Annotated in this window: 25 protein-coding genes; 21 read left to right on the forward strand and 4 right to left on the reverse strand. The window is 58.2% G+C overall.

Annotated features, from left to right (window positions below):
• Positions 1-130 precede the first annotated feature (130 nt).
• The 21 genes from rpmH to glmS all read left to right on the forward strand — a co-directional run bounded on the left by rpmH (position 131) and on the right by glmS (position 20416).
• On the forward strand, positions 131-265 hold the full coding sequence (rpmH, locus tag AC1RS8_RS03255; RefSeq protein WP_003213577.1) for a 50S ribosomal protein L34: 135 nt from the start codon (positions 131-133) through the stop codon (positions 263-265).
• Between the two features lie 16 nt (positions 266-281).
• Positions 282-683 carry a ribonuclease P protein component gene (gene rnpA / locus AC1RS8_RS03260; protein ID WP_056727027.1) on the forward strand — a complete coding sequence of 134 codons (402 nt, stop codon included), beginning with the start codon at positions 282-284 and terminating at the stop codon, positions 681-683.
• Positions 676-921 (forward strand): membrane protein insertion efficiency factor YidD, encoded by a 246-nt coding sequence (gene yidD / locus AC1RS8_RS03265; protein WP_010207715.1) that lies wholly within the window; start codon positions 676-678, stop codon positions 919-921. The genes rnpA and yidD overlap by 8 nt, the downstream gene beginning before the upstream one ends.
• A 2-nt stretch (positions 922-923) precedes the next feature.
• Positions 924-2603 carry a membrane protein insertase YidC gene (gene yidC, locus AC1RS8_RS03270; protein ID WP_057712656.1) on the forward strand — a complete coding sequence of 560 codons (1680 nt, stop codon included), beginning with the start codon at positions 924-926 and terminating at the stop codon, positions 2601-2603.
• A 79-nt stretch (positions 2604-2682) separates the two neighbouring features.
• Positions 2683-4053, forward strand: coding sequence for a tRNA uridine-5-carboxymethylaminomethyl(34) synthesis GTPase MnmE (gene mnmE / locus AC1RS8_RS03275; RefSeq protein ID WP_090452271.1), 1371 nt, complete (start codon positions 2683-2685; stop codon positions 4051-4053).
• Positions 4054-4602: 549 nt separating this feature from the next.
• Positions 4603-6501 (forward strand): tRNA uridine-5-carboxymethylaminomethyl(34) synthesis enzyme MnmG, encoded by a 1899-nt coding sequence (gene mnmG / locus AC1RS8_RS03280; RefSeq protein ID WP_057712658.1) that lies wholly within the window; start codon positions 4603-4605, stop codon positions 6499-6501.
• Positions 6498-7142: a 16S rRNA (guanine(527)-N(7))-methyltransferase RsmG gene (gene rsmG / locus AC1RS8_RS03285; RefSeq protein WP_057712659.1), complete on the forward strand. Its 645-nt coding sequence runs from the start codon at positions 6498-6500 to the stop codon at positions 7140-7142. Before mnmG ends, rsmG begins: the two co-directional genes overlap by 4 nt.
• Before the next feature lie 18 nt (positions 7143-7160).
• Positions 7161-7958 (forward strand): ParA family protein, encoded by a 798-nt coding sequence (locus tag AC1RS8_RS03290; RefSeq protein ID WP_046038783.1) that lies wholly within the window; start codon positions 7161-7163, stop codon positions 7956-7958.
• 9 nt (positions 7959-7967) lie between these two features.
• On the forward strand, positions 7968-8840 hold the full coding sequence (locus AC1RS8_RS03295; protein WP_057712660.1) for a ParB/RepB/Spo0J family partition protein: 873 nt from the start codon (positions 7968-7970) through the stop codon (positions 8838-8840).
• Between the two features lie 148 nt (positions 8841-8988).
• Positions 8989-9396, forward strand: a complete 408-nt coding sequence (locus tag AC1RS8_RS03300) for a F0F1 ATP synthase subunit I (protein WP_057712661.1) — start codon at positions 8989-8991, stop codon at positions 9394-9396.
• A 16-nt stretch (positions 9397-9412) separates the two neighbouring features.
• On the forward strand, positions 9413-10282 hold the full coding sequence (gene atpB, locus AC1RS8_RS03305; RefSeq protein ID WP_057712662.1) for a F0F1 ATP synthase subunit A: 870 nt from the start codon (positions 9413-9415) through the stop codon (positions 10280-10282).
• Positions 10283-10415: 133 nt separating this feature from the next.
• A complete protein-coding gene (atpE, locus tag AC1RS8_RS03310; RefSeq protein WP_003097235.1) occupies positions 10416-10673 on the forward strand; it encodes a F0F1 ATP synthase subunit C in 258 nt (85 codons plus the stop codon).
• Between the two features lie 58 nt (positions 10674-10731).
• Positions 10732-11202, forward strand: coding sequence for a F0F1 ATP synthase subunit B (locus AC1RS8_RS03315; RefSeq protein WP_008045681.1), 471 nt, complete (start codon positions 10732-10734; stop codon positions 11200-11202).
• A gap of 12 nt (positions 11203-11214) precedes the next feature.
• Positions 11215-11751, forward strand: coding sequence for a F0F1 ATP synthase subunit delta (locus tag AC1RS8_RS03320; RefSeq protein ID WP_008045680.1), 537 nt, complete (start codon positions 11215-11217; stop codon positions 11749-11751).
• Positions 11752-11772: 21 nt separating this feature from the next.
• On the forward strand, positions 11773-13317 hold the full coding sequence (atpA, locus tag AC1RS8_RS03325; RefSeq protein ID WP_030132553.1) for a F0F1 ATP synthase subunit alpha: 1545 nt from the start codon (positions 11773-11775) through the stop codon (positions 13315-13317).
• A gap of 50 nt (positions 13318-13367) precedes the next feature.
• On the forward strand, positions 13368-14228 hold the full coding sequence (gene atpG / locus AC1RS8_RS03330; RefSeq protein WP_008045673.1) for a F0F1 ATP synthase subunit gamma: 861 nt from the start codon (positions 13368-13370) through the stop codon (positions 14226-14228).
• A gap of 27 nt (positions 14229-14255) precedes the next feature.
• Positions 14256-15635, forward strand: coding sequence for a F0F1 ATP synthase subunit beta (atpD, locus tag AC1RS8_RS03335; RefSeq protein WP_008002330.1), 1380 nt, complete (start codon positions 14256-14258; stop codon positions 15633-15635).
• Between the two features lie 45 nt (positions 15636-15680).
• Positions 15681-16106 carry a F0F1 ATP synthase subunit epsilon gene (locus AC1RS8_RS03340; RefSeq protein ID WP_007969909.1) on the forward strand — a complete coding sequence of 142 codons (426 nt, stop codon included), beginning with the start codon at positions 15681-15683 and terminating at the stop codon, positions 16104-16106.
• 113 nt (positions 16107-16219) lie between these two features.
• On the forward strand, positions 16220-17587 hold the full coding sequence (gene glmU, locus AC1RS8_RS03345; RefSeq protein WP_489339490.1) for a bifunctional UDP-N-acetylglucosamine diphosphorylase/glucosamine-1-phosphate N-acetyltransferase GlmU: 1368 nt from the start codon (positions 16220-16222) through the stop codon (positions 17585-17587).
• A 218-nt stretch (positions 17588-17805) separates the two neighbouring features.
• Entirely contained in the window at positions 17806-18582 is a 777-nt protein-coding gene (locus tag AC1RS8_RS03350; RefSeq protein WP_057712664.1) for a DeoR family transcriptional regulator, read from the forward strand.
• A 1-nt stretch (position 18583) separates the two neighbouring features.
• Positions 18584-20416 carry a glutamine--fructose-6-phosphate transaminase (isomerizing) gene (glmS, locus tag AC1RS8_RS03355; protein ID WP_057712665.1) on the forward strand — a complete coding sequence of 611 codons (1833 nt, stop codon included), beginning with the start codon at positions 18584-18586 and terminating at the stop codon, positions 20414-20416.
• A gap of 46 nt (positions 20417-20462) precedes the next feature.
• On the opposite strand, the gene AC1RS8_RS03360 is transcribed toward glmS, so the two are convergent.
• The 4 genes from AC1RS8_RS03360 to AC1RS8_RS03375 are packed head-to-tail and all read right to left on the reverse strand — an operon-like array spanning position 20463 to position 25245.
• Positions 20463-21488: a DUF2955 domain-containing protein gene (locus AC1RS8_RS03360; RefSeq protein WP_057712666.1), complete on the reverse strand. Its 1026-nt coding sequence runs from the start codon at positions 21486-21488 to the stop codon at positions 20463-20465.
• Positions 21478-22596: an HlyD family secretion protein gene (locus tag AC1RS8_RS03365; RefSeq protein ID WP_340312766.1), complete on the reverse strand. Its 1119-nt coding sequence runs from the start codon at positions 22594-22596 to the stop codon at positions 21478-21480. The genes AC1RS8_RS03360 and AC1RS8_RS03365 overlap by 11 nt, the downstream gene beginning before the upstream one ends.
• A complete protein-coding gene (locus AC1RS8_RS03370; RefSeq protein ID WP_218494581.1) occupies positions 22589-24100 on the reverse strand; it encodes an efflux transporter outer membrane subunit in 1512 nt (503 codons plus the stop codon). Before AC1RS8_RS03370 ends, AC1RS8_RS03365 begins: the two co-directional genes overlap by 8 nt.
• 14 nt (positions 24101-24114) lie before the next feature.
• Entirely contained in the window at positions 24115-25245 is a 1131-nt protein-coding gene (locus AC1RS8_RS03375) for an AI-2E family transporter (protein WP_090452255.1), read from the reverse strand.
• Between the last annotated feature and the right edge of the window lie 69 nt (positions 25246-25314).

Below are 25314 nucleotides of genomic sequence, written 5' to 3' on the forward strand. Positions count from 1 at the left end.
ACCTCTGGAGATCTATTTATAAGGAAACGTTGGTTGGAAATTGACCTGAAGGCTTGCTTTCTCTAGAATCCCCGGTCTCTTAAAACGGGGGCCATTCCGGCCCGTTGTGGACGAACCAGGTAACACGACAATGAAACGTACTTTCCAACCAAGCACTATCAAACGCGCTCGTACCCACGGTTTCCGTGCTCGCATGGCTACCAAGAACGGTCGTGCCGTCCTGTCGCGTCGTCGCGCCAAAGGTCGTGCGCGTCTGGCAGTTTGATAATCCGGCACTGGAGGTGAGTCAGGACTTCAGTCGGGAAAAGCGTCTGCTTACCCCCCGGCAATTCAAGGCAGTCTTTGACTCCCCTACCGGCAAGGTTCCGGGGAAAAATCTCCTGCTCCTTGCGCGCAACAACGATCTTGATCACCCCCGTCTCGGGTTGGTAATCGGGAAAAAGAGCGTAAAGCTCTCCGTCGAGCGCAATCGCCTCAAACGTCTGATGCGCGAATCGTTTCGCCTGAACCAGGATTCTCTGGTCGGCTGGGACATTGTTATCGTCGCGCGCAAAGGTTTGGGCGACGTAGAAAACCCCGAATTGATTCAGCATTTCGGCAAACTCTGGAAACGACTGGCTCGCAGTTCGCCAGTACCAGCAGTCAAAACCGAAACTGTAGGGGTAGACAGTCCAGATGCGTAAACTGGCACTCGTTCCGATCCAGTTTTATCGCTATGCCATTAGTCCCCTGATGGCCAGTCACTGTCGTTTCTACCCCAGTTGTTCCTGCTACGCGTTAGAAGCCATCGAAAATCATGGCCTTCTTCGCGGTGGCTGGCTGACCTTTCGTCGTTTAGGTCGCTGTCATCCGTGGAATCCCGGTGGTTATGACCCGGTTCCACCTATCCCTACCTCCCGTTCTTCTTCGATGGCCGAGTAATCATGGATATCAAACGCACGATCCTGATCGTCGCCCTGGCAATCGTGTCCTACGTTATGGTTCTTAAATGGAACCAGGACTATGGCCAGGCTGCCCTGCCGACTCAGAATGTTGCCACCAATACGACTGCATCGGGCCTGCCGGATACGGCATCTGGCTCCAACGCTTCTGCCAGTGACGACATTCCACGTGCTGCAAGCGACACCAGCGCACCTGCCGAAACGCCGGTGGCTGTGAGCAAGGACCTCATCCAGATCAAAACGGATGTACTGGACCTGGCTGTCGACCCACAAGGTGGCGATGTTGCCCAGTTGACCCTGCCGCTGTATCCGCGTCGTCAGGATCACCCGGAAATTCCGTTCCAGCTGTTCGATAACGGCGGCGAACGTACTTATCTGGCGCAAAGCGGTCTGATCGGCACCAACGGTCCGGATGCAAATCCGGCCGGTCGTCCGGTTTATTCCTCGGAGAAGAAGATTTATCAGCTGGCTGACGGTCAGGACCAATTGGTCGTGGACCTGAAGTTCAGCAAAGACGGCGTCAACTACATCAAGCGTTTCACCCTGAAACGCGGTCTGTATGACGTAACCGTTTCCTACCTGGTCGACAACCAGAGCGCCCAGCCCTGGAATGGTGCGATGTTCGCCCAGTTGAAGCGCGACGCCAGTGCCGATCCTTCATCGACTACGGCTACCGGCACCGCGACTTACCTGGGCGCCGCCCTGTGGACAAGTTCCGAGCCGTACAAGAAAGTGTCCATGAAGGACATGGACAAGGCGCCGCTGAAAGAAACCGTCACAGGCGGTTGGGTTGCCTGGTTGCAGCACTACTTCGTGACCGCATGGATTCCGGCCAAGGGCGAAAACAACGTCGTCCAGACCCGTAAAGACAGCAAAGGCAACTACATCATCGGCTACACCGGCCCATCGATGAGTGTTGCGCCGGGTGCTAAGGCCGAGACCAGCGCTGTTCTGTACGCCGGTCCGAAAAGCCAGGCTGTGCTGAAAGAGTTGTCCCCAGGTCTGGAACTGACGGTCGACTACGGCATTCTGTGGTTCATCGCCCAACCGATCTTCTGGTTGCTGCAACACATCCACGCCATTGTGGGTAACTGGGGCTGGTCGATCATCTTCCTGACCATGCTGATCAAAGGGATCTTCTTCCCGCTGTCGGCTGCCAGCTACAAATCCATGGCGCGCATGCGTGCAGTGGCACCGAAACTGGCCGCGCTGAAAGAGCAACATGGCGATGACCGGCAGAAAATGTCGCAAGCCATGATGGAACTGTACAAGAAAGAGAAGATCAATCCGCTGGGTGGTTGCTTGCCAATCCTCGTGCAGATGCCGGTTTTCCTCTCGCTGTACTGGGTTCTGCTGGAAAGCGTTGAAATGCGCCAAGCGCCGTTCATGCTGTGGATTACTGACCTGTCGATCAAGGATCCGTTCTTCATTCTGCCGATCATCATGGGCGCAACCATGTTCATCCAGCAGCAGTTGAACCCGACTCCTCCGGATCCGATGCAGGCCAAGGTGATGAAGCTGATGCCAATCATCTTCACCTTCTTCTTCCTGTGGTTCCCGGCCGGTCTGGTGCTGTACTGGGTTGTAAACAACGTGCTGTCCATCGCACAACAGTGGTACATCACGCGTAAAATCGAAGCGGCCGCTAAAGCAGCTGCCTGATTTACACTGTGGATAACCACTCAAAACGCCCCCTAGTGGGGCGTTTTGCTATCTGTCACTTTTGTCTGGATACCGGTTTATGAGCGTTCCTCGCGAAACCATCGCAGCCGTCGCCACCGCTCAAGGTCGCGGCGGTGTAGGCATCGTGCGTATTTCCGGGCCGTTGGCCAGCGTTGCGGCCAAGGCCTTCAGCGGTCGCGAGCTCAAGCCGCGATTTGCCCACTACGGTCCGTTTTTCAGTGAAAACGACGAGGTGCTGGACCAGGGCATTGCCTTGTATTTCCCCGGCCCGAACTCGTTCACAGGCGAAGATGTGCTGGAGCTGCAAGGCCATGGCGGTCCGATTGTTCTGGATATGTTGCTCAAGCGCTGCCTGGAACTGGGTTGCCGTCTCGCCCGGCCGGGGGAATTCAGTGAGCGCGCCTTCCTCAACGACAAACTGGACCTCGCCCAGGCCGAAGCCATTGCCGACCTGATTGAAGCCAGTTCTGCCCAGGCTGCGCGAAACGCATTGCGCTCCCTGCAAGGTGCTTTCTCGTCACGTGTGCATAACCTCACCGAGCAATTGATCGGCTTGCGCATCTATGTCGAAGCGGCCATCGATTTTCCGGAAGAGGAAATCGACTTCCTCGCCGATGGCCACGTCCTGAGCATGCTCGACAAGGTGCGCGACGAGTTATCCACCGTCATGCGCGAAGCCGGGCAGGGCGCCTTGCTGCGTGACGGCATGACAGTGGTCATTGCCGGTCGTCCGAATGCCGGTAAATCCAGCCTGCTCAATGCCCTGGCCGGGCGTGAAGCGGCGATCGTGACCGAGATTGCCGGCACTACCCGTGACGTGCTTCGCGAACATATCCACATCGATGGCATGCCGCTGCACGTCGTGGATACCGCCGGTCTGCGCGATACCGATGATCATGTGGAAAAAATCGGCGTCGAGCGTGCCTTGAAAGCTATCGGCGAAGCCGATCGGGTACTGTTGGTGGTTGATGCCACTGCACCGGAAGCCCTCGATCCTTTCGCACTCTGGCCGGAGTTTCTCGAAATCCGTCCCGATCCCGCGAAAGTCACCCTGATCCGCAACAAAGCCGACCTTACGGGCGAAGCCATTGCGCTGGAGGTCAGCCAGGACGGCCATGTCACCATCAGCCTGAGCGCCAAGTCGGGTGGTGTCGGGCTGGAGCTGCTGCGTGATCACCTCAAGGCCTGCATGGGCTATGAACAAACGTCCGAAAGCAGCTTCAGCGCTCGCCGGCGACACCTTGAGGCGCTACGTCATGCCAGTGCGGCCCTCGAGCATGGCCGTGCCCAATTGACCCTGGCCGGTGCTGGCGAGTTGTTGGCCGAGGATTTGCGCCAGGCTCAGCAGTCGCTGGGTGAAATCACCGGTGCTTTCAGTTCCGATGACCTGCTGGGGCGGATTTTTTCCAGTTTCTGTATCGGTAAGTAGCCCTCCTGTTACTCACAGACAGGCCATTCGTGCCTGTCTGTTCTCTCCTTTTCTGAAAAAACTCCCAGTGCCGAGCGGACTTCGTCTGCTTGAGCGGAATTCCTGCATCCGAATATCGAGCGAACGGCACTTTTCTGTGGATTAAGCCCTGTGAATAACCGCGGCTAAGGTCAGTTGATAACAGGCCTCGCAAACTGGACATAACCACCTCTGTGGATAACCACCTCTTTCATCCACAGGCTTAAACCGGTTATCCAAGGGTCTCATTGGCACATGAACACAGGGTTTTGAATCTCTGTACACATTGAAAATAAAGGGCTGTATCAATCTATCCACAGAAAGGTAGGTGCATAGAAATAAACATAAAAACAAAGATTTAATAAATTTCTTTCTTTTTAATTTCTATAACTCCGACTTTTCCACAGCTGGTTAAATTTTGTGCAAAGGGTTCTTTAGGAAGGGCGAAGTCCCTATACTTGTCGACCAGGTCCAAAAACCTGAGCTCAAACTATTCCTGAATTACCTACTTAAGCAGGCACGAGGTGCGTGGTGGATTTCCCTTCCCGTTTTGAAGTGATCGTCATCGGCGGCGGTCATGCCGGTACCGAGGCAGCACTGGCCTCAGCACGTATGGGGGTTAAAACCCTATTGCTGACGCATAACGTGGAAACCCTCGGTGCCATGAGTTGCAATCCGGCCATTGGCGGGATCGGCAAAAGCCACCTGGTCAAGGAAATCGACGCCCTCGGCGGCGCGATGGCCATGGCTACCGATAAAGGCGGTATCCAGTTTCGCGTGTTGAACAGCCGCAAAGGCCCGGCCGTGCGAGCAACCCGCGCGCAGGCAGACCGGGTTCTGTACAAGGCAGCTGTCCGCGAAATCCTGGAGAACCAGCCGAACCTGTGGATATTTCAACAGGCCGCTGACGATCTGATCGTCGAGCAGGAACAAGTCCGTGGTGTTGTCACCCAAATGGGCCTGCGTTTCTTCGCTGATTCCGTGGTGTTGACCACCGGTACGTTCCTCGGTGGACTTATCCACATCGGTTTGCAGAATTTTTCCGGCGGTCGCGCCGGTGATCCGCCATCGATCGCGCTGGCTCACCGTCTGCGTGAACTGCCATTGCGCGTGGGTCGTTTGAAAACCGGTACTCCGCCACGTATCGACGGTCGGTCTGTGGATTTCTCGGTGATGTCCGAGCAACCGGGTGATACGCCGATCCCGGTGATGTCGTTCATGGGGTCAAAAGAGCAGCATCCGAAGCAAGTCAGCTGCTGGATTACCCACACGAATGCGCGCACCCACGAAATCATTGCCGCGAACCTCGACCGTTCGCCGATGTATTCCGCTGCCGGTGAGATCGAAGGGATCGGCCCGCGTTATTGCCCGTCGATCGAAGACAAGATCCATCGCTTCGCCGACAAGGAAAGCCATCAGGTGTTTATCGAACCGGAAGGTTTGACCACCCATGAGCTGTATCCGAACGGGATATCCACAAGCTTGCCGTTCGACGTGCAATTGCAGATCGTGCAATCGATCCGCGGCATGGAAAACGCGCACATCGTGCGTCCGGGCTACGCGATCGAGTACGACTACTTCGATCCACGCGATTTGAAATACAGCCTGGAGACCAAAGTCATCGGCGGCTTGTTCTTCGCCGGGCAAATCAACGGCACAACCGGTTACGAAGAAGCCGGTGCCCAGGGTTTGCTCGCCGGGACCAACGCTGCACTGCGTGCACAAGGCAAAGAGGCCTGGTGCCCGCGTCGCGACGAGGCCTATATCGGCGTGCTGGTCGACGACCTGATCACCCTCGGTACCCAAGAGCCGTACCGCATGTTCACTTCCCGTGCCGAGTACCGCCTGATTCTGCGCGAGGACAACGCCGACCTGCGTTTGACCGAAAAAGGTCGCGAACTGGGTCTGGTGGATGACGTGCGCTGGGCGGCCTTCTGCAAGAAACGCGAAAGCATCGAACTGGAAGAGCAGCGCCTGAAAAGTACCTGGGTACGCCCGGGTACCGAACAGGGCGATGCCATCGCCGAAAAATTCGGCACGCCACTGACTCACGAATACAACCTGCTCAACCTCTTGAGCCGTCCGGAAATCGACTACGCTGGTCTCATCGCCGTGACCGGTGGGGGCGCGGAAGATCCACAGGTTGCCGAGCAGGTCGAGATCAAGACCAAATACGCCGGCTACATTGATCGTCAACAGGATGAAATCGCCCGTCTGCGAGCCAGCGAAGACACCAAATTGCCTGTGGATATCGATTACACGAATATTTCCGGTCTCTCCAAGGAGATCCAGAGCAAGCTCGGCGCGACCCGTCCAGAAACCTTGGGCCAGGCCTCGCGTATACCGGGCGTTACGCCGGCAGCCATTTCGCTGTTGATGATTCATTTGAAAAAACGCGGCGCGGGCCGTCAGTTGGAGCAAAGCGCTTGAGTTCGTTGGTCACTCCGCAACACGCAGAAGAGTTATCCACAGGTGCTCGCCAGCTCGGTGTCACGCTGACAGAAACCCAGCACGCGCAGCTGCTGGGTTATCTGTCCCTGTTGATAAAATGGAACAAGGCTTACAACCTGACCGCGGTACGCGATCCGGACGAGATGGTCTCCCGCCACTTGCTCGATAGTTTGAGCGTGATGTCGTTCGTCGAAAACGGCCGGTGGCTGGACGTTGGCAGCGGCGGTGGTATGCCGGGCATTCCGTTGGCCATCCTGTTTCCAGAGTCGCAAGTGACTTGCCTGGACAGCAACGGCAAGAAAACCCGCTTCCTGACCCAGGTCAAACTCGAACTCAAACTGGATAACCTGCAAGTTATCCACAGTCGCGTCGAAGCCTTCCAGCCTGCACAGCCCTTCAACGGAATCATTTCCCGGGCGTTCAGCAGCATGGAGAACTTCAGTAACTGGACGCGCCACCTCGGCGATAGCGAAACACGCTGGCTGGCAATGAAGGGCGTTCATCCGGCCGATGAGCTGGTAGCATTGCCGGCAGACTTCCACCTCGATAGCGAACACGCCCTGGCCGTACCTGGTTGCCAAGGCCAACGCCATCTGCTGATACTGCGCCGCACGGCATGATTGGGAACACAAGCAAGAATGGCTAAGGTATTCGCGATTGCGAACCAAAAGGGTGGCGTGGGCAAAACCACCACCTGTATCAACCTCGCAGCATCCCTGGTCGCGACCAAGCGCCGGGTGCTGTTGATCGATCTTGATCCACAGGGCAACGCCACCATGGGTAGCGGTGTGGATAAACATGGCCTGGAAAACTCGGTCTACGACCTGCTGATCGGAGAATGTGATCTGGCCCAGGCCATGCACTTCTCCGAACACGGTGGTTACCAGCTGTTGCCGGCCAACCGCGATCTCACCGCAGCCGAAGTGGTGCTGCTGGAAATGCAGATGAAGGAAAGCCGTCTGCGCAGCGCGCTGGCGCCGATCCGGGAAAACTACGATTACATCCTGATCGACTGCCCGCCGTCGCTGTCGATGCTGACCTTGAACGCACTGGTTGCCGCTGACGGGGTCATTATCCCCATGCAGTGCGAGTACTTCGCACTCGAAGGCTTGAGCGACCTTGTGGATAACATCAAGCGTATCTCTGAACTGCTGAACCCGAACCTCAAGGTCGAAGGCCTGCTGCGTACGATGTACGACCCACGCCTGAGCCTGATGAACGATGTCTCGGCGCAGCTCAAGGAACACTTCGGCGAGCAGCTCTACGACACCGTCATTCCGCGCAATATCCGTCTGGCCGAAGCGCCAAGCTACGGCATGCCGGCGCTGGCGTACGACAAAGCTTCGCGAGGCGCCGTTGCCTACCTGGCATTGGCGGGCGAAATGGTTCGTCGTCAACGCAAAAACTCACGCATCGCCGCTGCTCAGGCAACTTAAGGAATCCCCATGGCCGTCAAGAAACGAGGTCTCGGACGTGGACTGGATGCTCTGTTGAGTGGTCCGACTGTCAGCTCGCTGGAAGAACAAGCGGCGCAAGCCGATCAGCGTGAGCTGCAACATCTCCCCCTGGATCTGCTCCAGCGCGGCAAGTACCAGCCGCGTCGTGACATGGATCCGCAGGCGCTCGAAGAGCTGGCGCAATCGATCAAGGCCCAGGGCGTCATGCAGCCCATCGTGGTTCGCCCGATCGGCAGCGGCCGCTTTGAAATCATTGCCGGCGAACGCCGCTGGCGCGCCAGCCAGCAAGCCGGGCAGGAAACCATCCCGGCGATGGTTCGCGATGTACCCGATGAAACCGCGATCGCCATCGCGCTGATCGAGAACATTCAGCGCGAAGACCTGAACCCGATTGAAGAAGCGGTGGCCCTGCAGCGGTTGCAGCAGGAGTTCCAGCTGACCCAGCAACAGGTGGCCGAGGCTGTAGGCAAGTCCCGGGTGACCGTGGCCAACCTGTTGCGCCTGATTTCCTTGCCGGAAGTCATCAAGACCATGTTGTCCCACGGCGACCTGGAAATGGGTCATGCGCGTGCTTTGCTCGGTTTGCCGGAAATTCAACAGGTTGAAGGGGCGCGACATGTTGTCGCACGCGGACTGACCGTGCGCCAAACCGAGGCACTGGTTCGCCAGTGGTTGAGTGGTAAACCGGAGCCTGTGGAAGCGGCAAAACCGGACCCGGATATCGCCCGTCTCGAACAGCGCCTGGCCGAGCGCCTAGGCTCTGCGGTGCAGATCCGCCACGGTAAGAAGGGTAAAGGGCAGTTGGTGATTGGCTACAACTCACTGGATGAGCTTCAAGGCGTACTTGCACATATCCGCTGAAACATTTCCTCATGTAGCGCGCAGTCGGAAATCACTACCTGACAGTTGAATAGGGGCAGAACCGCCCCTATACTCTGCGCGCATTTTGTCGGCACAAATTATGCCAAGTTATTGAATTTCGGCAGCCGACCATTGGGGAGTAAAAGTGATGGAAACCCGCACGCCAAACCGCCTGCCCTTCCATCGCCTGGCAGTTTTTCCGGTGTTGATGGCTCAATTTGTCGTGTTGCTGATCGCCGCTTTGGCGCTCTGGTACCGATATGGAGTCGTTGCCGGGTACTCGGGACTCTGCGGAGGCCTGATAGCCTTGCTACCCAATATTTATTTCGCTCACAGGGCATTTCGGTTTTCCGGCGCCCGAGCAGCCCAGTCCATCGTCCGGTCTTTTTATGCCGGCGAGGCAGGCAAACTGATTTTGACGGCAGTGCTGTTTGCACTGGTGTTTGCAGGTGTGAAGCCACTGGCGCCGATTGCAGTATTCGGTGCCTTCGTGCTGACTCAGTCGGTCAGCTGGTTCGCTCCCCTGCTGATGAGAACAAGACTTTCGAGACCTTAGGGCGTTTGAGGCAACCATGGCAGAAACAACCGCTTCGGGCTATATCCAGCACCACTTGCAGAACCTGACCTTCGGTCAGCACCCTACCGGCGGCTGGGGCTTTGCCCACACCGCAGCAGAAGCCAAAGAAATGGGCTTCTGGGCTTTCCACGTCGATACTCTCGGCTGGTCGGTCGCATTGGGTCTGATCTTCGTTCTTCTTTTCCGCATGGCGGCCAAGAAAGCGACTTCCGGTCAGCCTGGTGCTTTGCAGAACTTCGTTGAAGTATTGGTCGAATTCGTCGATGGCAGCGTGAAAGACAGCTTCCATGGCCGTAGCCCGGTGATTGCACCGCTGGCACTGACCATCTTCGTCTGGGTGTTCCTGATGAACGCCGTCGACCTGGTACCGGTCGACTGGATTCCTCAGCTGGCCATCCTGATCTCCGGCGATGCACACATCCCGTTCCGCGCCGTGTCGACCACCGACCCGAACGCGACTCTGGCCATGGCCTTCACGGTGTTCGCGCTGATCATTTTCTACAGCATCAAGATCAAGGGCCTCGGCGGCTTCATCGGCGAGCTGACCCTGCACCCGTTCGGCAGCAAGAACATCTTCGTTCAGGCCCTGCTGATTCCGGTGAACTTCCTGCTGGAATTCGTAACCCTGATCGCCAAGCCGATCTCCCTGGCTCTGCGTCTGTTCGGCAACATGTACGCCGGCGAGCTGGTCTTCATTCTGATTGCTGTGATGTTCGGCAGCGGTCTGCTCTGGCTTAGTGGCCTGGGCGTTGTTCTGCAGTGGGCGTGGGCTGTGTTCCACATCCTGATCATCACCCTGCAGGCGTTCATCTTCATGATGTTGACCATCGTCTACCTGTCGATGGCGCACGAAGAAAACCATTAAGGCCAGTCTCGACTAGTCTGATGTCCTTCCCGGTAAAACGGGAAGGTGCTCCTTACGGGGCATCTGAAACGATTTGTTTTACCGCTTTAATCTAAAAAACCTAAACCATACGACGTAAAAGTCGGGAGGAAAGATGGAAACTGTAGTTGGTCTAACCGCTATCGCTGTTGCACTGTTGATCGGCCTGGGCGCACTGGGTACCGCAATTGGTTTCGGCCTGCTGGGCGGCAAGTTCCTGGAAGGCGCAGCGCGTCAGCCAGAAATGGTTCCAATGCTGCAAGTTAAAATGTTCATCGTTGCCGGTCTGCTCGACGCCGTAACCATGATCGGTGTTGGTATCGCTCTGTTCTTCACCTTTGCGAACCCGTTCGTTGGTCAAATCGCTGGCTAATTACTCGGATCTTCCGGGTAATTTGGTGTGATGGACAACGTAACTGCGAGGTGTTGGCGTGAACATTAATGCGACCCTGATTGGCCAGTCCGTTGCGTTCCTGATTTTTGTACTGTTCTGCATGAAGTTCGTATGGCCTCCGGTCATTGCGGCACTGCACGAACGTCAAAAGAAGATCGCTGATGGTCTGGACGCTGCCAGCCGTGCAGCTCGCGACCTGGAGTTGGCCCAAGAAAAAGCGGGTCACCAACTGCGCGAAGCGAAAGCTCAGGCAGCTGAAATCATCGAGCAAGCCAAGAAACGCGGTAACCAGATTGTCGAAGAGGCTGTTGAAAAGGCCCGTGTCGACGCTGACCGTGTGAAGGTTCAGGCTCAGGCCGAGATCGAACAGGAACTGAACAGTGTCAAAGACGCGCTGCGTGCCCAAGTGGGCTTGCTGGCAGTCGGCGGCGCCGAGAAGATCCTGGGTGCCACAATCGATCAAAACGCGCACGCAGAGCTGGTTAACCAACTGGCTGCTGAAATCTAAGCGAGGGCGATCATGGCAGAACTGACCACGTTGGCCCGACCTTACGCTAAGGCGGCCTTCGAGCACGCTCAGGCCCACCAGCAACTGGCCAATTGGTCAGCCATGCTCGGCCTGGCTGCAGCGGTGTCGGAAGACGACACCATGCAGCGCGTGCTCAAGGCCCCGCGACTGACGAGCGCAGAAAAGGCCGCCACGTTTATTGACGTGTGCGGCGACAAGTTTGATGCCAAGGCACAGAACTTCATCCACGTCGTTGCCGAAAACGACCGTCTCCCGCTGTTGCCGGAGATCGCCGCTCTGTTCGACCTGTACAAGGCCGAACAAGAGAAATCGGTAGACGTTGAAGTCACCAGTGCTTTTGCATTGAACCAAGAACAGCAAGACAAACTCGCCAAGGTTCTCAGTGCACGACTCAACCGGGAAGTGCGCCTGCAAGTTGCGGAGGACGCTGCCCTTATTGGTGGTGTCGTCATCCGCGCCGGCGACCTGGTTATCGATGGCTCGATTCGCGGCAAAATCGCGAAACTTGCCGAAGCATTGAAATCTTGAGTTTGAAGGGGCAGCAGAGCAATGCAGCAACTCAATCCTTCCGAAATAAGTGAAATTATCAAGGGCCGCATCGACAAGCTCGATGTGACCTCCCAAGCCCGTAACGAAGGCACTGTCGTCAGCGTATCTGACGGTATCGTGCGGATTCACGGTCTGGCCGACGTAATGTACGGCGAGATGATCGAGTTTCCGGGCGGCGTCTTCGGTATGGCCCTCAACCTGGAGCAAGACTCCGTAGGTGCCGTTGTATTGGGCGCATACCAGTCTCTGGCTGAAGGCATGAGCGCCAAGTGCACTGGCCGCATCCTGGAAGTTCCGGTTGGTAAGGAACTGCTGGGTCGCGTAGTCGACGCACTGGGTAACCCTGTTGACGGCAAAGGTCCACTGGGCAACACCGAGACCGACGCGGTCGAGAAAGTTGCTCCAGGCGTGATCTGGCGTAAGTCGGTAGACCAGCCTGTACAGACTGGCTACAAGGCTGTCGATGCCATGATCCCTGTCGGCCGTGGCCAGCGTGAGCTGATCATCGGTGACCGTCAGATCGGTAAAACCGCTCTGGCGATCGACGCGATCATCAACCAGAAGAACAGCGGCATTTTCTGCGTCTACGTAGCAATCGGTCAGAAACAATCGACCATCGCCAACGTGGTTCGCAAGCTGGAAGAAAACGGCGCCCTGGCCAACACGATCATCGTGGCTGCCAGTGCTTCGGAATCTCCTGCGCTGCAATTCCTGGCACCGTACTCCGGTTGCACCATGGGTGAATTCTTCCGCGACCGCGGTGAAGACGCGCTGATCGTTTATGACGATCTGTCCAAGCAAGCAGTGGCTTACCGCCAGATTTCCCTGCTGCTGCGCCGTCCACCAGGCCGTGAAGCTTACCCAGGCGACGTGTTCTATCTCCACTCCCGTCTGCTGGAGCGCGCATCCCGCGTTTCGGAAGAATACGTAGAGAAGTTCACCAACGGTGCAGTGACCGGCAAAACCGGTTCCCTGACCGCACTGCCGATCATCGAAACCCAGGCTGGCGACGTTTCCGCGTTCGTTCCGACCAACGTGATTTCCATCACCGACGGTCAGATCTTCCTGGAATCGGCCATGTTCAACTCGGGCATCCGTCCTGCAGTGAACGCCGGTGTTTCGGTATCCCGTGTGGGTGGTGCCGCTCAGACCAAGATCATCAAGAAGCTGTCCGGTGGTATCCGTACCGCTCTGGCTCAGTACCGTGAACTGGCGGCATTCGCCCAGTTCGCTTCTGACCTGGACGAAGCGACCCGTAAGCAACTTGAGCATGGTCAGCGCGTTACCGAGCTGATGAAGCAGAAGCAATACGCACCAATGTCGATCGCTGACATGGCGCTGTCGCTGTATGCCGCTGAGCGTGGGTTCCTGACTGACGTTGAAATCGCCAAGATCGGCAGCTTCGAGCAAGCGCTGATTGCTTTCTTCAACCGCGATCACGCCGATTTGATGGCGAAGATCAACGTGAAAGGTGACTTCAATGACGAAATCGACGCTGGCATGAAAGCCGGTATCGAGAAGTTCAAGGCCACCCAAACCTGGTAAGCCGCAGCGGGAGCCGCAAGGCTCCCGCTTGCTAACCTGATAGGTGTTACATGGCAGGCGCAAAAGAGATTCGCAGTAAGATTGCGAGCATCAAAAGCACGCAAAAGATTACCAGCGCCATGGAAAAAGTGGCGGTCAGCAAAATGCGCAAGGCACAAATGCGCATGGCTGCTAGCCGTCCTTATGCGGAGCGTATCCGCCAGGTAATTGGGCATCTGGCCAACGCCAACCCGGAATACCGCCACCCGTTCATGATCGACCGCGAAATCAAGCGTGTTGGTTATGTCGTAGTGAGCAGTGACCGTGGTCTGTGCGGCGGCTTGAACACCAACCTGTTCAAGGCCCTGGTCAAGGACATGGCGGTAAACCGCGAAAACGGCGTCGAGATCGATCTGTGTGTCGTTGGTAGCAAGGGTGCGGCCTTTTTCCGCAACTTCGGCGGTAACGTCGTTGCAGCTATCAGCCACCTGGGTGAAGAGCCGTCGATCAATGATCTGATCGGCAGCGTCAAGGTGATGCTGGATGCCTACCTGGACGGCCGTATTGACCGCCTGTCCGTGGTGTCCAACAAGTTCATCAACACCATGACGCAACAGCCTACCGTGGAGCAGTTGATTCCATTGGTGGCAACCCCGGATCAAGACCTCAAGCACCACTGGGACTATCTCTACGAACCGGATGCCAAGGAGCTGCTCGACGGCTTGATGGTCCGTTACGTGGAGTCGCAGGTCTACCAGGCGGTGGTCGAGAACAACGCGGCTGAACAAGCTGCGCGGATGATCGCGATGAAGAACGCTACCGACAACGCCGGTGATTTGATCAGCGATTTGCAGCTGGTCTACAACAAGGCGCGTCAGGCTGCGATCACCCAAGAGATCTCGGAAATCGTCGGCGGCGCTGCCGCGGTTTAACGGTTCAAATATTCAGAGGATCCAGCTATGAGTAGCGGACGTATCGTTCAAATCATCGGCGCCGTTATCGACGTGGAATTTCCACGCGACAGCGTACCGAGCATCTACAACGCGCTGACAGTACAAAGCGCGGCCGGGACCACTCTGGAAGTTCAGCAGCAGCTGGGCGACGGCGTGGTTCGTACCATTGCGATGGGTTCCACCGAAGGCCTGAAGCGCGGTCTGGAAGTTACCGACTCTGGCGCAGCCATCTCCGTACCGGTCGGTAAAGCGACTCTGGGCCGGATCATGGACGTTCTGGGCAACCCGATCGACGAAGCTGGCCCTATCGCCACTGAAGAGCGTTGGGGCATTCACCGTCCAGCGCCTTCGTTCGCTGAACAAGCAGGCGGCAACGACCTGCTGGAAACCGGCATCAAGGTTATCGACCTGGTTTGCCCGTTCGCCAAAGGCGGTAAAGTCGGTCTGTTCGGTGGTGCCGGTGTAGGCAAAACCGTAAACATGATGGAACTGATCCGTAACATCGCCATCGAGCACAGCGGTTATTCCGTGTTCGCCGGTGTGGGTGAGCGTACTCGTGAGGGTAACGACTTCTACCACGAGATGAAGGACTCCAACGTTCTGGACAAAGTGGCACTGGTTTACGGTCAGATGAACGAGCCGCCGGGTAACCGTCTGCGCGTAGCACTGACCGGCCTGACCATGGCCGAGAAGTTCCGTGACGAAGGTAACGACGTTCTGCTGTTCGTCGACAACATCTACCGTTACACCCTGGCCGGTACTGAAGTATCCGCACTGCTGGGCCGTATGCCTTCGGCAGTAGGTTACCAGCCGACCCTGGCTGAAGAGATGGGCGTTCTGCAAGAACGTATCACTTCGACCAAGGAAGGTTCGATCACTTCGATCCAAGCGGTATACGTACCTGCGGATGACTTGACCGACCCATCGCCAGCGACCACCTTCGCCCACTTGGACGCTACCGTCGTTCTGTCCCGTGACATCGCTTCCCTGGGTATCTACCCAGCGGTCGATCCACTCGACTCGACTTCGCGCCAGCTGGACCCGAACGTAATCGGCCAGGACCACTACGACACCGCTCGCGGCGTTCAGTACGTTCTGCAGCGTTACAAAGAACTGAAGGACATCATTGCGATCCTGGGTATGGACGAGCTGTCGGAAGCCGACAAGCAGTTGGTAAACCGTGCTCGTAAGATCCAGCGCTTCTTGTCGCAGCCGTTCTTCGTGGCTGAAGTCTTCACCGGTGCATCGGGTAAATACGTTTCCCTGAAAGACACCATTGCTGGCTTCAAAGGCATCCTCAACGGTGACTACGACCACCTGCCAGAACAAGCGTTCTACATGGTTGGCGGCATCGAAGAAGCGATCGAGAAAGCCAAGAAACTGTAATCCCGGCGCCCGGCAACGGGCGCTAATTTAGGTTGAGGCAATCAGATGGCTATGACAGTCCATTGCGATATCGTCAGCGCGGAAGGAGAAATCTTTTCCGGTCTGGTCGAGATGGTGATTGCGCACGGTGCACTGGGTGATCTTGGTATCGCTCTGGGTCACGCGCCGCTGATCACTAATCTGAAGCCAGGTCCGATCCGCCTGGTCAAGCAGGGCGGGGAAGAGGAGGTGTATTACATCTCCGGTGGTTTCCTCGAGGTTCAGCCGAACATGGTCAAGGTTCTTGCCGACACCGTGCAACGTGCTGCCGACCTGGATGAAGCCTCTGCTCAGGAAGCCGTTAAGGCAGCCGAGAAGGCCTTGCATGAACGTGGCGCAGAATTCGATTACGGTTCTGCTGCCGCACGTCTGGCCGAGGCTGCAGCTCAGCTGCGCACCGTCCAGCAGATCCGCAAGAAGTTCGGCCACTAAGGCTGCACTTGTTGTGTGATTGATTAAAAAGGGTAGCCTCGGCTACCCTTTTTTCTTTTCCGATTTTTACAACCCGGTCGCAGCCGCTGACCACCCAGGATTGGTAGCCAGTCATGTCTCTTGAAATCGTTATTCTCGCTGCTGGCCAAGGCACGCGTATGCGTTCTGCTTTGCCGAAAGTTTTGCACCCGATTGCCGGCAACTCCATGCTCGGCCATGTTATCCACAGCGCCCGGCAACTAGATCCACAGCGCATTCACGTCGTGATCGGTCACGGTGCCGATGCGGTGCGCGAACGCCTGGCGGCGGATGACCTGAACTTCGTCCTGCAGGATAAACAGTTGGGTACCGGCCACGCCGTTGCTCAAGCCGTGCCGTTCATTCAGTCCGACACCGTGCTGGTGCTCTACGGTGATGTGCCGTTGATTGAGGTCGAAACACTGCAGCGCCTGCTCAAGCAGGTGGGTCCAGAGCAATTGGGACTGCTGACCGTCGAACTGGACGATCCGACCGGTTACGGCCGCATCGTTCGTGATGGCGCTGGCAAAGTTGCCGCCATTGTCGAGCAGAAAGATGCCGATGAAGCCCAACGCAAGATCACCGAAGGCAATACCGGCATTCTGGCGCTGCCTTTTGCCCGTCTCGGCGACTGGATGAGCCGTCTCTCCAACAACAACGCCCAGGGCGAGTACTACCTGACCGACATCATTGCCATGGCAGTGAGCGATGGTCTGGTGGTGGCCACCGAGCAACCGCACGACGCCATGGAAGTGCAGGGCGCGAATGACCGCAAGCAGCTTTCCGAACTTGAACGGCATTATCAATTGCGCGCCGGTCGTCGTTTGATGGCTCAAGGTGTGACGCTGCGCGACCCGGCTCGTTTCGATGTTCGTGGCGAAGTGACGGTCGGGCGCGACGTGCTGATCGACATCAACGTGATCCTTGAAGGCAAGGTGGTCATTGAAGATGACGTGGTGATCGGCTCGAACTGCGTGATCAAGGACAGCACCCTGCGCAAAGGCGTGGTCATCAAGGCCAACAGTCATATCGAAGGTGCCATTCTGGGTGAAGGCAGCGATGCCGGCCCGTTTGCGCGTCTGCGTCCAGGTACCGTGCTGGAAGCCCGGGCGCATGTGGGTAACTTCGTCGAGTTGAAAAACGCTCACCTGGGCGAAGGTGCCAAGGCCGGTCACCTGACTTACCTGGGCGATGCCGAAGTCGGGGCGCGCACCAACATTGGTGCCGGCACCATCACTTGCAACTACGACGGCGCCAACAAGTGGAAAACCGTGTTGGGCGAAGATGTGTTCATTGGTTCCAACAACTCGTTGGTAGCGCCTGTGGATATCCTGTCCGGTGCAACCACGGCGGCTGGCTCGACCATTACTTCGACTGTGGATAAATCCCAGTTGGCGATTGGGCGTGCTCGTCAGAAGAACATCGACGGCTGGAAGCGGCCGGAGAAGATCAAGAAGGGCTGAGTTATCCACAACTCCCTTGTAGGAGCGAGCTTGCTCGCGATGGACGTCAATGATGACGAGGTCAGTCTGAATAAAAGCAGCGCCCTTAAGTCCATCGCGAGCGAGCTCGCTCCTACACAGGGTTATCCACAGCTCTTTTTATCGCATGGTGCTTGACGAAGTTTCGCTGATAGGTTTTGATTGCTTCCGCTATCTTTCGAAACGAAACTTACCAGCTCATGTCAAAGCGCAACACACCTCAGCGTCGTCACAACATCCTCGCCTTGCTCAATCAGCAGGGCGAAGTCAGTGTGGATGAGTTGGCCAAGCGCTTCGAAACGTCGGAAGTTACGATTCGCAAGGATCTGGCGGCACTTGAAAGCAATGGCCTGTTGCTGCGTCGTTATGGCGGGGCGATCACCCTGCCTCAGGAACTGGTGGCCGACATTGGTCAGCCGGTTTCCAAATACAAACAAGCCATCGCCCGTGCCGCCGTCGCGCGAATTCGCGAGCATGCGCGCATCATTATCGACAGTGGCAGTACCACCGCTTCCATGATCCCGGAACTCGGACAGCAACCCGGTCTGGTGGTGATGACCAACTCGCTGCATGTCGCCAATGCCCTGAGCGAACTTGAGCACGAACCGGTGCTGTTGATGACCGGTGGCACCTGGGACCCGCACTCCGAGTCCTTTCAGGGGCAGGTTGCCGAGCAGGTACTGCGCTCCTACGACTTCGACCAGCTGTTTATCGGCGCTGATGGCATCGATCTGGTTCGCGGTACAACCACCTTCAACGAGCTGCTCGGGCTGAGCCGGGTCATGGCTGAAGTCGCCCGCGAAGTAGTCGTGATGGTGGAGGCCGACAAGATCGGCCGCAAGATTCCAAACCTGGAGCTGCCATGGAGCAGTGTCCATACCATTATTACCGATGAACGCCTGCCCCTTGAGGCTCGCGATCAGATTCAGGCCCGCGGCATCACTTTGATTTGCGCGGCTGTCAGTCAGGAGAAATAGCATGTGTGGAATTGTCGGCGCAGTCGCAGAACGTAACATCACCGCCATCCTCGTCGAAGGCCTGAAACGCCTCGAATACCGTGGGTATGACAGCGCTGGCGTGGCGGTCTACACCAACGATGAAAAACTCGAGCGCGTGCGTCGTCCGGGCAAGGTCAGTGAGCTGGAGCAGGCGTTGACCACCGAGCCGCTGGTCGGTCGTCTGGGCATTGCCCACACGCGCTGGGCCACCCACGGTGCGCCGTGCGAGCGCAATGCCCACCCGCATTTCTCCGGCGACCTGGCGGTGGTGCACAACGGCATCATCGAAAACCACGAAGCCCTGCGTGAACAACTCAAAGCCTTGGGCTATGTGTTCACCTCGGACACCGACACTGAAGTCATCTCCCACCTGCTGAACCACAAACTCAAGGATCTGCGCGATCTGACCGTCGCCCTCAAGGCGACCGTCAAAGAGTTGCACGGTGCTTACGGCCTGGCAGTGATCAGCGCGCAGCAACCGGATCGCCTGGTCGCAGCCCGCAGCGGCAGCCCGCTGGTGATCGGCCTGGGCCTTGGGGAAAACTTCCTGGCATCCGACCAGTTGGCCCTGCGTCAGGTTACTGACCGTTTCATGTATCTGGAAGAAGGCGATATCGCTGAAATCCGCCGCGACAGCGTGCAGATCTGGGACGTTGACGGCAAGGTCGTCGAGCGCGAAGCCGTGCAGTATCGCGACGGCGCCGAAGCCGCTGAAAAGGGCGAGTTCCGCCACTTCATGCTCAAGGAAATCCACGAGCAACCGTCCGTGGTGCAGCGCACCCTGGAAGGTCGCCTGAGCCAGAACCAGGTACTGGTACAGGCATTCGGCCCACAGGCTGCCGAACTGTTCGCCAAAGTGCGTAACGTACAGATCGTCGCGTGTGGCACCAGTTACCACGCCGGCATGGTCGCGCGTTACTGGCTCGAAGAGTTGGCCGGCATTCCTTGCCAGGTCGAAGTCGCCAGCGAATTCCGCTACCGCAAGGTGGTGGTGCAGCCGGACACCTTGTTCGTGACCATTTCTCAGTCCGGCGAAACCGCCGACACCCTGGCCGCGCTGCGCAACGCCAAGGAACTGGGCTTCCTGGCCAGCCTGGCGATCTGCAACGTCGGCATCAGCTCCTTGGTGCGTGAGTCCGATCTGACCCTGTTGACCCAGGCCGGACGCGAAATCGGTGTGGCTTCGACCAAAGCCTTCACCACGCAATTGGTTGGCCTGTTGTTGCTGACGCTTTCCCTGGGTCAGGTTCGTGGCACCTTGGCCAAAGGTGTCGAAGCGACGTTGGTCGAAGAGTTGCGTCGTTTGCCGACCCGTCTGGGCGAGGCGCTGGCCATGGACAGCACCGTGGAAAAAATCTCCGAGCTGTTCGCCGAGAAACACCACACGCTGTTCCTCGGCCGTGGCGCGCAGTTCCCGGTCGCGATGGAAGGGGCACTCAAGCTCAAGGAAATCTCCTACATCCACGCTGAAGCCTATCCGGCCGGCGAGCTGAAACACGGCCCGTTGGCGCTTGTGGATAACGACATGCCAGTGGTGACCGTGGCGCCGAACAACGAACTGCTGGAGAAGTTGAAGTCCAACCTTCAGGAAGTCCGCGCCCGCGGTGGCCAGTTGATCGTCTTCGCTGACGAGAAGGCCGGCATGACCAACGGTGAAGGCACTCACGTTGTGCACATGCCGCACATCCACGACATCCTGTCGCCGATTCTCTACACCATCCCGCTGCAACTGCTGTCGTACTACGTTGCCGTACTCAAGGGCACCGACGTTGACCAGCCGCGCAACCTGGCGAAGTCGGTCACTGTGGAATAAGTTATCCACAGGTGAAAAACCCCCTTCTCAGGGGGTTTTTCTGTTTCTAGGCGGTCGTAATTCGACGCTCCCGCCGCATGTCCAGCAGATGGACCATGACACAGGCGTACAAGGTCACCAGTATGAACAGGCCCATGCGGATGGCGAAGGCGGTGTAGACGTCCTTGCCCGCCGCACTGTCCTGTACCGATTGGCCGAGCAGAATGATCAGGGTCGCCAGGCTGTTGAGCCAGAAACTCGGTGGTTGTCGAGTCATGGCCACACCGTAGAGTTTTCTGGCCACCAGCAGACCGAACAGCAGCATCCACAGAAAGAACATCCACAGGTTGACGAACAGGCTGAGTGCGCACCAGAAAAGAATCGCCATCAGGCCACCGAGCAGGGTCGAGCCGAGCAACTCCTGGCCGGCGGTGCGGGCGCTGGTCGCGCAGCTTTGTTGGCCGAGGCTGACGGCTTTCATGATGATCGGCAGGTAGCTGGCCGGGTCGATCATGGCCAGGAGGAAAGTCGGCAGTACCACCAGCGTGGCACGTAGCGCCAGCCAACTGCTTTCGGTTGGAGTAAGGCTCGGTCCGGGTTTGGCCGCGGGGGCACTGGCGGGGTCGGGAAACAGCCAATGGCTGATGGTCAGCGTGGTGACGGCCAGGAACAGCCCCTTGACCAGGGCCACGATCACCTCAAGCGCCAGGGCGAATTCAGCGGTTCCGGCCGAACTGATCAAGGTCAGGCCCACCACCAGGAAAGTCGCCACCAGCGGGTTGCCGCCGCGCAGGCCATATCCGAAGGCCAGGAACAGGCATAGCCCTACCAGCAGCACACCACTGAACGGGTAGTAACGCAGCAGGGGAATGAGCAGCAGGCCGGTCCCGGTGGTCAGCATAAGGATCAGGATCAGGCCCAGGCTGGCCTTGAACGGCAATGGTCGGTTCATCGCTGCCAGCATCATCAGCGCCAGCATCGGAGAGAGGAACGGGATGGGCAGGGCCAGACCAAAGCTCGCCGCCAGGCATAGCGCCGTGCCGAAGCTCAGGCGCAGGGCGCGCTGAACCCGGGGCGGGCGCTCAATACGCATAGGACATCCAGCTCATCAGGCGCAGGAACAGGCGACCCAGGAAATTCAGCGGGTTACTTTCACTCGGAAATGCCATGACTTCGGCCTGCCCGCCAGACCGGATGCCTTGCGGGCCGGTCAACTCACCGGGTTCGAACTCGATGATCACCGGAAAGCGCTGGGCAGGGCGCAACCAATCGCGGCTGTTCTCCACTTTCGGCAGGCTGCCCGGCTGGGTGGTCTGGCCGATATCGACGCCATAGCCGACGCTACGCACATGGCCTTTGAAAATTCTCCCCGGCAGGGAGTCGAGGACGATGGACACCGGCGTCCCGGGCTGGACACTTCCCAGATTGTTTTCGGTCATGTCGGCGCTGATCCAGACATCGTGGATGGCGATCAGGGTCATCACCGGCGCACCGGCGGAAGCAAACTGGCCGACGTCGGTGCGCAAATCGGTAATCAGGCCGGCCGAGCGCGCGTGGACCTTCGTATTGCTCAAGTCCAGCTCGGCTTTTTCAAGGTTGCTGGCGGCGCTGAGCAACTGGGCGTTTTCGTCTTCGTTACCGCCCTGTTGTTCGCGCGCACGTTGCACTTCGGCCTTGGCCGCGGCGACCTGGCTGATGGATTCTTCCAGGGTGGCGCGGGATATCTCCAGGCGTCGCAGCGAGATGGTGCCCGGGTCTTCTCTGTACAGGCGTTCAAGCCGCTGGATGTCCTGGCGTGCCTTGAGCTCGTTGGCCTGGGATGCACGCAGTGATGCTTGCTTGGAGTCGACACCGGCGGTGTTGGCGCCCACCTGGCGACGGGTCGACTCAAGGTCGGCGCGAGCGCGATCGACGGCAATCTGGTACTGCTCCGGGTTGACTTCAAACAGCAATTCGCCAGCCTTTACGTCCTGGTTGTTGCGTACATGCACCTTGGTCACCCGGCCGGATACCTCGGCGGCCACCGGTACAATGAAGGCCTGCACCCGTGCCTGTTGCGTGTAGGGGGTGTAACGGTCGGCCATCAGGTACCAGACCAGACTCAGGATGATCAGCAGCACCACCCAGTTGATCGCTTTTTTCGCAGGGTCGGCGGCAGGTGTCGGGGCTTTCTCGGCGGCCGGTTGTTGGCTGTCAGTCATTGGCACTTTCCTTCGGTTCGTCGAGCAGATCGCCCCAATCGGTCCGTTCTTGCATTTGTTTGCGGGTGGCCGGGTCGATCATCGGCTGGTCGCTGTACCAGCCTCCGCCCAGAGCCTTGTATAGGGCGATCAGGCTGTTGACCGCGGTGCCACGGTTGACCAGGTAGATATCCTGTTGGGCAAACAGAGCCCGCTGGGCATCCAGCACGCGCTGGAAATCGGAATAGCCTTCGCGGTATTGGGCATTGGCCAGGGTCACGGAACGTTCGGCGGCCACCGATGCATCGCTGAGGATCCGGTCGCGCTCCAGTGCTTTGATCAAGCCGGTCGCGGCGTCGTCCGCCTCGCGTGCCGCCTGGCGCACGCTGTCCTGGTAGATAACGATCAGTTGCTGCAAGCGCGCATCCTGCACGCGGACGTTGTTGGTGATCCGGCCGTGGTCGAAGATGTCCCAGCGCAAACTGGGGCCGGCCACCATGTCCAGGGTGTTGGATGCACCGCTGAGCGAGCTGGCAGACCAGACGATGCTGCCCAGCAGGCTGATGGAGGGGTACAGGTCAGTCTCGGCCACACCGATCAACGCCGACTGCGCCGCCACTTGCAACTCGGCAGCACGAACATCGGGGCGCCGCACCAGCAGGTTGGCCGGCACATCCTGCAAGACCGCAGTATCGAGCAGCGGCACTAAGCCGGTGTTGCGATTGAGGTCAGGGATCGAGCCGGGTGGCTGGCCGATCAGGGTGGACAACGCATTGCGCAAGCTCGCCACCTGGCTCTCGAAATCCGGGATGGTACTGAGTGTGCCCAGGTACTGGGTCTTGGCTTGTTGCAGATCAAGTTCGGCTTCGGCCCCGCTGTTGAACAGGCGCTCGGTGATCTCGTAGCTGCGTTTTTGCAATTTGGCGTTACTGCGGGCGATGGCCAGGCGTGCCTCGGCGGTGCGCAAGGCGTAGTAGTTTTGCGCCAGTTGCGCGTGCAACAGCACCAAGGCATTTTCATAGTTGGCCTGGGCGGCAAACCAGGATGCGTCCGCCGACTCGATGGCACGGCTGAAACGCCCCCAGAAATCCAGCTCCCAGCCGATATCGAAACCGGCGCTGTATTGCCAGAAATGCGTGTCCTGAGGGTTGGCGCCGCCCGATTGTCGACGGTTCAGGTACAGGCTGTCGGCGCTGGCCTGCTGCAATTGCGGGTAGCGTCCACTCAGGGCGATACCCAATTGCGCCCGGGACTCCATCACCCGCAGGCCAGCGAGGTGCAGGTCGGCGTTGTGGGCATCGGCTTCGGCCATCAAATGGTCCAGCACCGGGTCGTTGAACACGCGCCACCATTGGCGGCTGTCAGGTTGCGCGTGTTGTTGGCCGGCGACCTCCAGGGCCGGGCTGTTCCAGTGGTCGACCCAGGGCTGGGCCGGCGACTGGAAATCCGGGCCCAGTTGTACACAGCCCCCCAGGACGACGGTGCCACAGAGCAGAAGCCGGCTGATGCGAGCAGGGCGTGGCATCAAGCGCAAACTCCTCAGACAGGACGCTGATCGTTCAACGCCTCGATCTCGGGTGTCTCGTTCATTAGCTCGGCAGACGGTTGGTCCTGGACCCATTGCCAGAACAATTGGTAGCCCACCGCCAGCGCCACCGGCCCGATGAACAAACCGATGAAGCCACCGCTTACCATGCCGCCCAGGGCGCCAATCAGAATCACCGGCATCGGAACATCGACGCCACGACCCAGCATCAACGGTTTGAGGACGTTGTCGGCCATCCCGGCAATCAGGCTGTAGATGCCAAATATGACGGTGGCTAGGCTGGTCCCTTCGGTGGCGAAGACAAAAGCGATCACCGGAAGGGTCACCAGCAGTACCGGCAATTGCATGATCCCCATCAACAGCGCCACCATGGCCAGTAGCCCGGCACCGGGGACACCCATGAGCACGAAGCCCACGCCGACCAGCAACATCTGAATGAACGCGATGCCCACTACGCCCTGGGCGACTGCGCGGATGGTTGCAGTGCAGAGCACGGTAATGCGTGGCCCACGCTCTGGTCCGGAAAGGCGCGAGGTGATGGCCAGGGCGCTTCTTTCGCCGTTTTCGCCATAGGCCATGAACACGCCGGCAATGATCAGGGCGCCGATGAACAACAGAAAGCCCACGCCAACATCGGCCATTTTGCCCAACAAGGTCAGGCCGACGGACTTGATATAAGGCATCAGCTTCATGAGCACGCTGCTCATGTCGGTGGCGGCCTGCATCCAGTAGCCATAAAGCGGCTCGCCTATGAGCGGCAGGGAAGCGATTTTTTCGCTGGGGAGCGGAATCTGCAACGTATCGGACTTGAGGACCGCCAGGGTGCCCTGGACCGATTCACTGATCGAGGTGCCCAGCAGGTAGATCGGTACCATCAGCAAAGCCAGGGCGACCACCACGATCAGGGTGGCGGCACGACCGTCCTTGTTGACCAGCTTGCGCTTGATGAGCGCATGCAGGGGATACAGGGTAATGGCCAGAATCATTGCCCAGAGCATCAGGTTGAGGAAGGGGTGGAAGATCTGGAAGCAGAACAGTACCAGCACCGTAATCAACCCGGCGCGAATCAGTACATCGAGCAAACCACCGGACAGTGCTCTAGCGGAAATATTAGTGCGCAACATTGTCGAACTCCTTGCTGTGTCACACAGGTTAGCCAGGCCGTTGAAGTTCAACTCTTCCCTACTAAGTGA

It is taken from the genome of Pseudomonas sp. GW821-FHT12A04 (genome assembly GCF_058807755.1).

Excerpts from the sequence above, each read along its gene's own strand:
- rpmH (WP_003213577.1), top strand. The coding sequence starts at position 131 with ATGAAACGTACTTTCCAACCAAGCACTATCAAACGCGCTCGTACCCAC.
- yidD (WP_010207715.1), top strand. The coding sequence starts at position 676 with ATGCGTAAACTGGCACTCGTTCCGATCCAGTTTTATCGCTATGCCATT.
- yidC (WP_057712656.1), top strand. The coding sequence starts at position 924 with ATGGATATCAAACGCACGATCCTGATCGTCGCCCTGGCAATCGTGTCC.
- mnmE (WP_090452271.1), top strand. The coding sequence starts at position 2,683 with ATGAGCGTTCCTCGCGAAACCATCGCAGCCGTCGCCACCGCTCAAGGT.
- AC1RS8_RS03290 (WP_046038783.1), top strand. The coding sequence starts at position 7,161 with ATGGCTAAGGTATTCGCGATTGCGAACCAAAAGGGTGGCGTGGGCAAA.
- AC1RS8_RS03295 (WP_057712660.1), top strand. The coding sequence starts at position 7,968 with ATGGCCGTCAAGAAACGAGGTCTCGGACGTGGACTGGATGCTCTGTTG.
- AC1RS8_RS03300 (WP_057712661.1), top strand. The coding sequence starts at position 8,989 with ATGGAAACCCGCACGCCAAACCGCCTGCCCTTCCATCGCCTGGCAGTT.
- atpB (WP_057712662.1), top strand. The coding sequence starts at position 9,413 with ATGGCAGAAACAACCGCTTCGGGCTATATCCAGCACCACTTGCAGAAC.
- atpE (WP_003097235.1), top strand. The coding sequence starts at position 10,416 with ATGGAAACTGTAGTTGGTCTAACCGCTATCGCTGTTGCACTGTTGATC.
- AC1RS8_RS03320 (WP_008045680.1), top strand. The coding sequence starts at position 11,215 with ATGGCAGAACTGACCACGTTGGCCCGACCTTACGCTAAGGCGGCCTTC.
- atpA (WP_030132553.1), top strand. The coding sequence starts at position 11,773 with ATGCAGCAACTCAATCCTTCCGAAATAAGTGAAATTATCAAGGGCCGC.
- atpG (WP_008045673.1), top strand. The coding sequence starts at position 13,368 with ATGGCAGGCGCAAAAGAGATTCGCAGTAAGATTGCGAGCATCAAAAGC.
- atpD (WP_008002330.1), top strand. The coding sequence starts at position 14,256 with ATGAGTAGCGGACGTATCGTTCAAATCATCGGCGCCGTTATCGACGTG.
- AC1RS8_RS03340 (WP_007969909.1), top strand. The coding sequence starts at position 15,681 with ATGGCTATGACAGTCCATTGCGATATCGTCAGCGCGGAAGGAGAAATC.
- glmU (WP_489339490.1), top strand. The coding sequence starts at position 16,220 with ATGTCTCTTGAAATCGTTATTCTCGCTGCTGGCCAAGGCACGCGTATG.
- AC1RS8_RS03350 (WP_057712664.1), top strand. The coding sequence starts at position 17,806 with ATGTCAAAGCGCAACACACCTCAGCGTCGTCACAACATCCTCGCCTTG.
- glmS (WP_057712665.1), top strand. The coding sequence starts at position 18,584 with ATGTGTGGAATTGTCGGCGCAGTCGCAGAACGTAACATCACCGCCATC.
- AC1RS8_RS03360 (WP_057712666.1), bottom strand. The coding sequence starts at position 21,488 with ATGCGTATTGAGCGCCCGCCCCGGGTTCAGCGCGCCCTGCGCCTGAGC.
- AC1RS8_RS03365 (WP_340312766.1), bottom strand. The coding sequence starts at position 22,596 with ATGACTGACAGCCAACAACCGGCCGCCGAGAAAGCCCCGACACCTGCC.
- AC1RS8_RS03370 (WP_218494581.1), bottom strand. The coding sequence starts at position 24,100 with ATGCCACGCCCTGCTCGCATCAGCCGGCTTCTGCTCTGTGGCACCGTC.
- AC1RS8_RS03375 (WP_090452255.1), bottom strand. The coding sequence starts at position 25,245 with ATGTTGCGCACTAATATTTCCGCTAGAGCACTGTCCGGTGGTTTGCTC.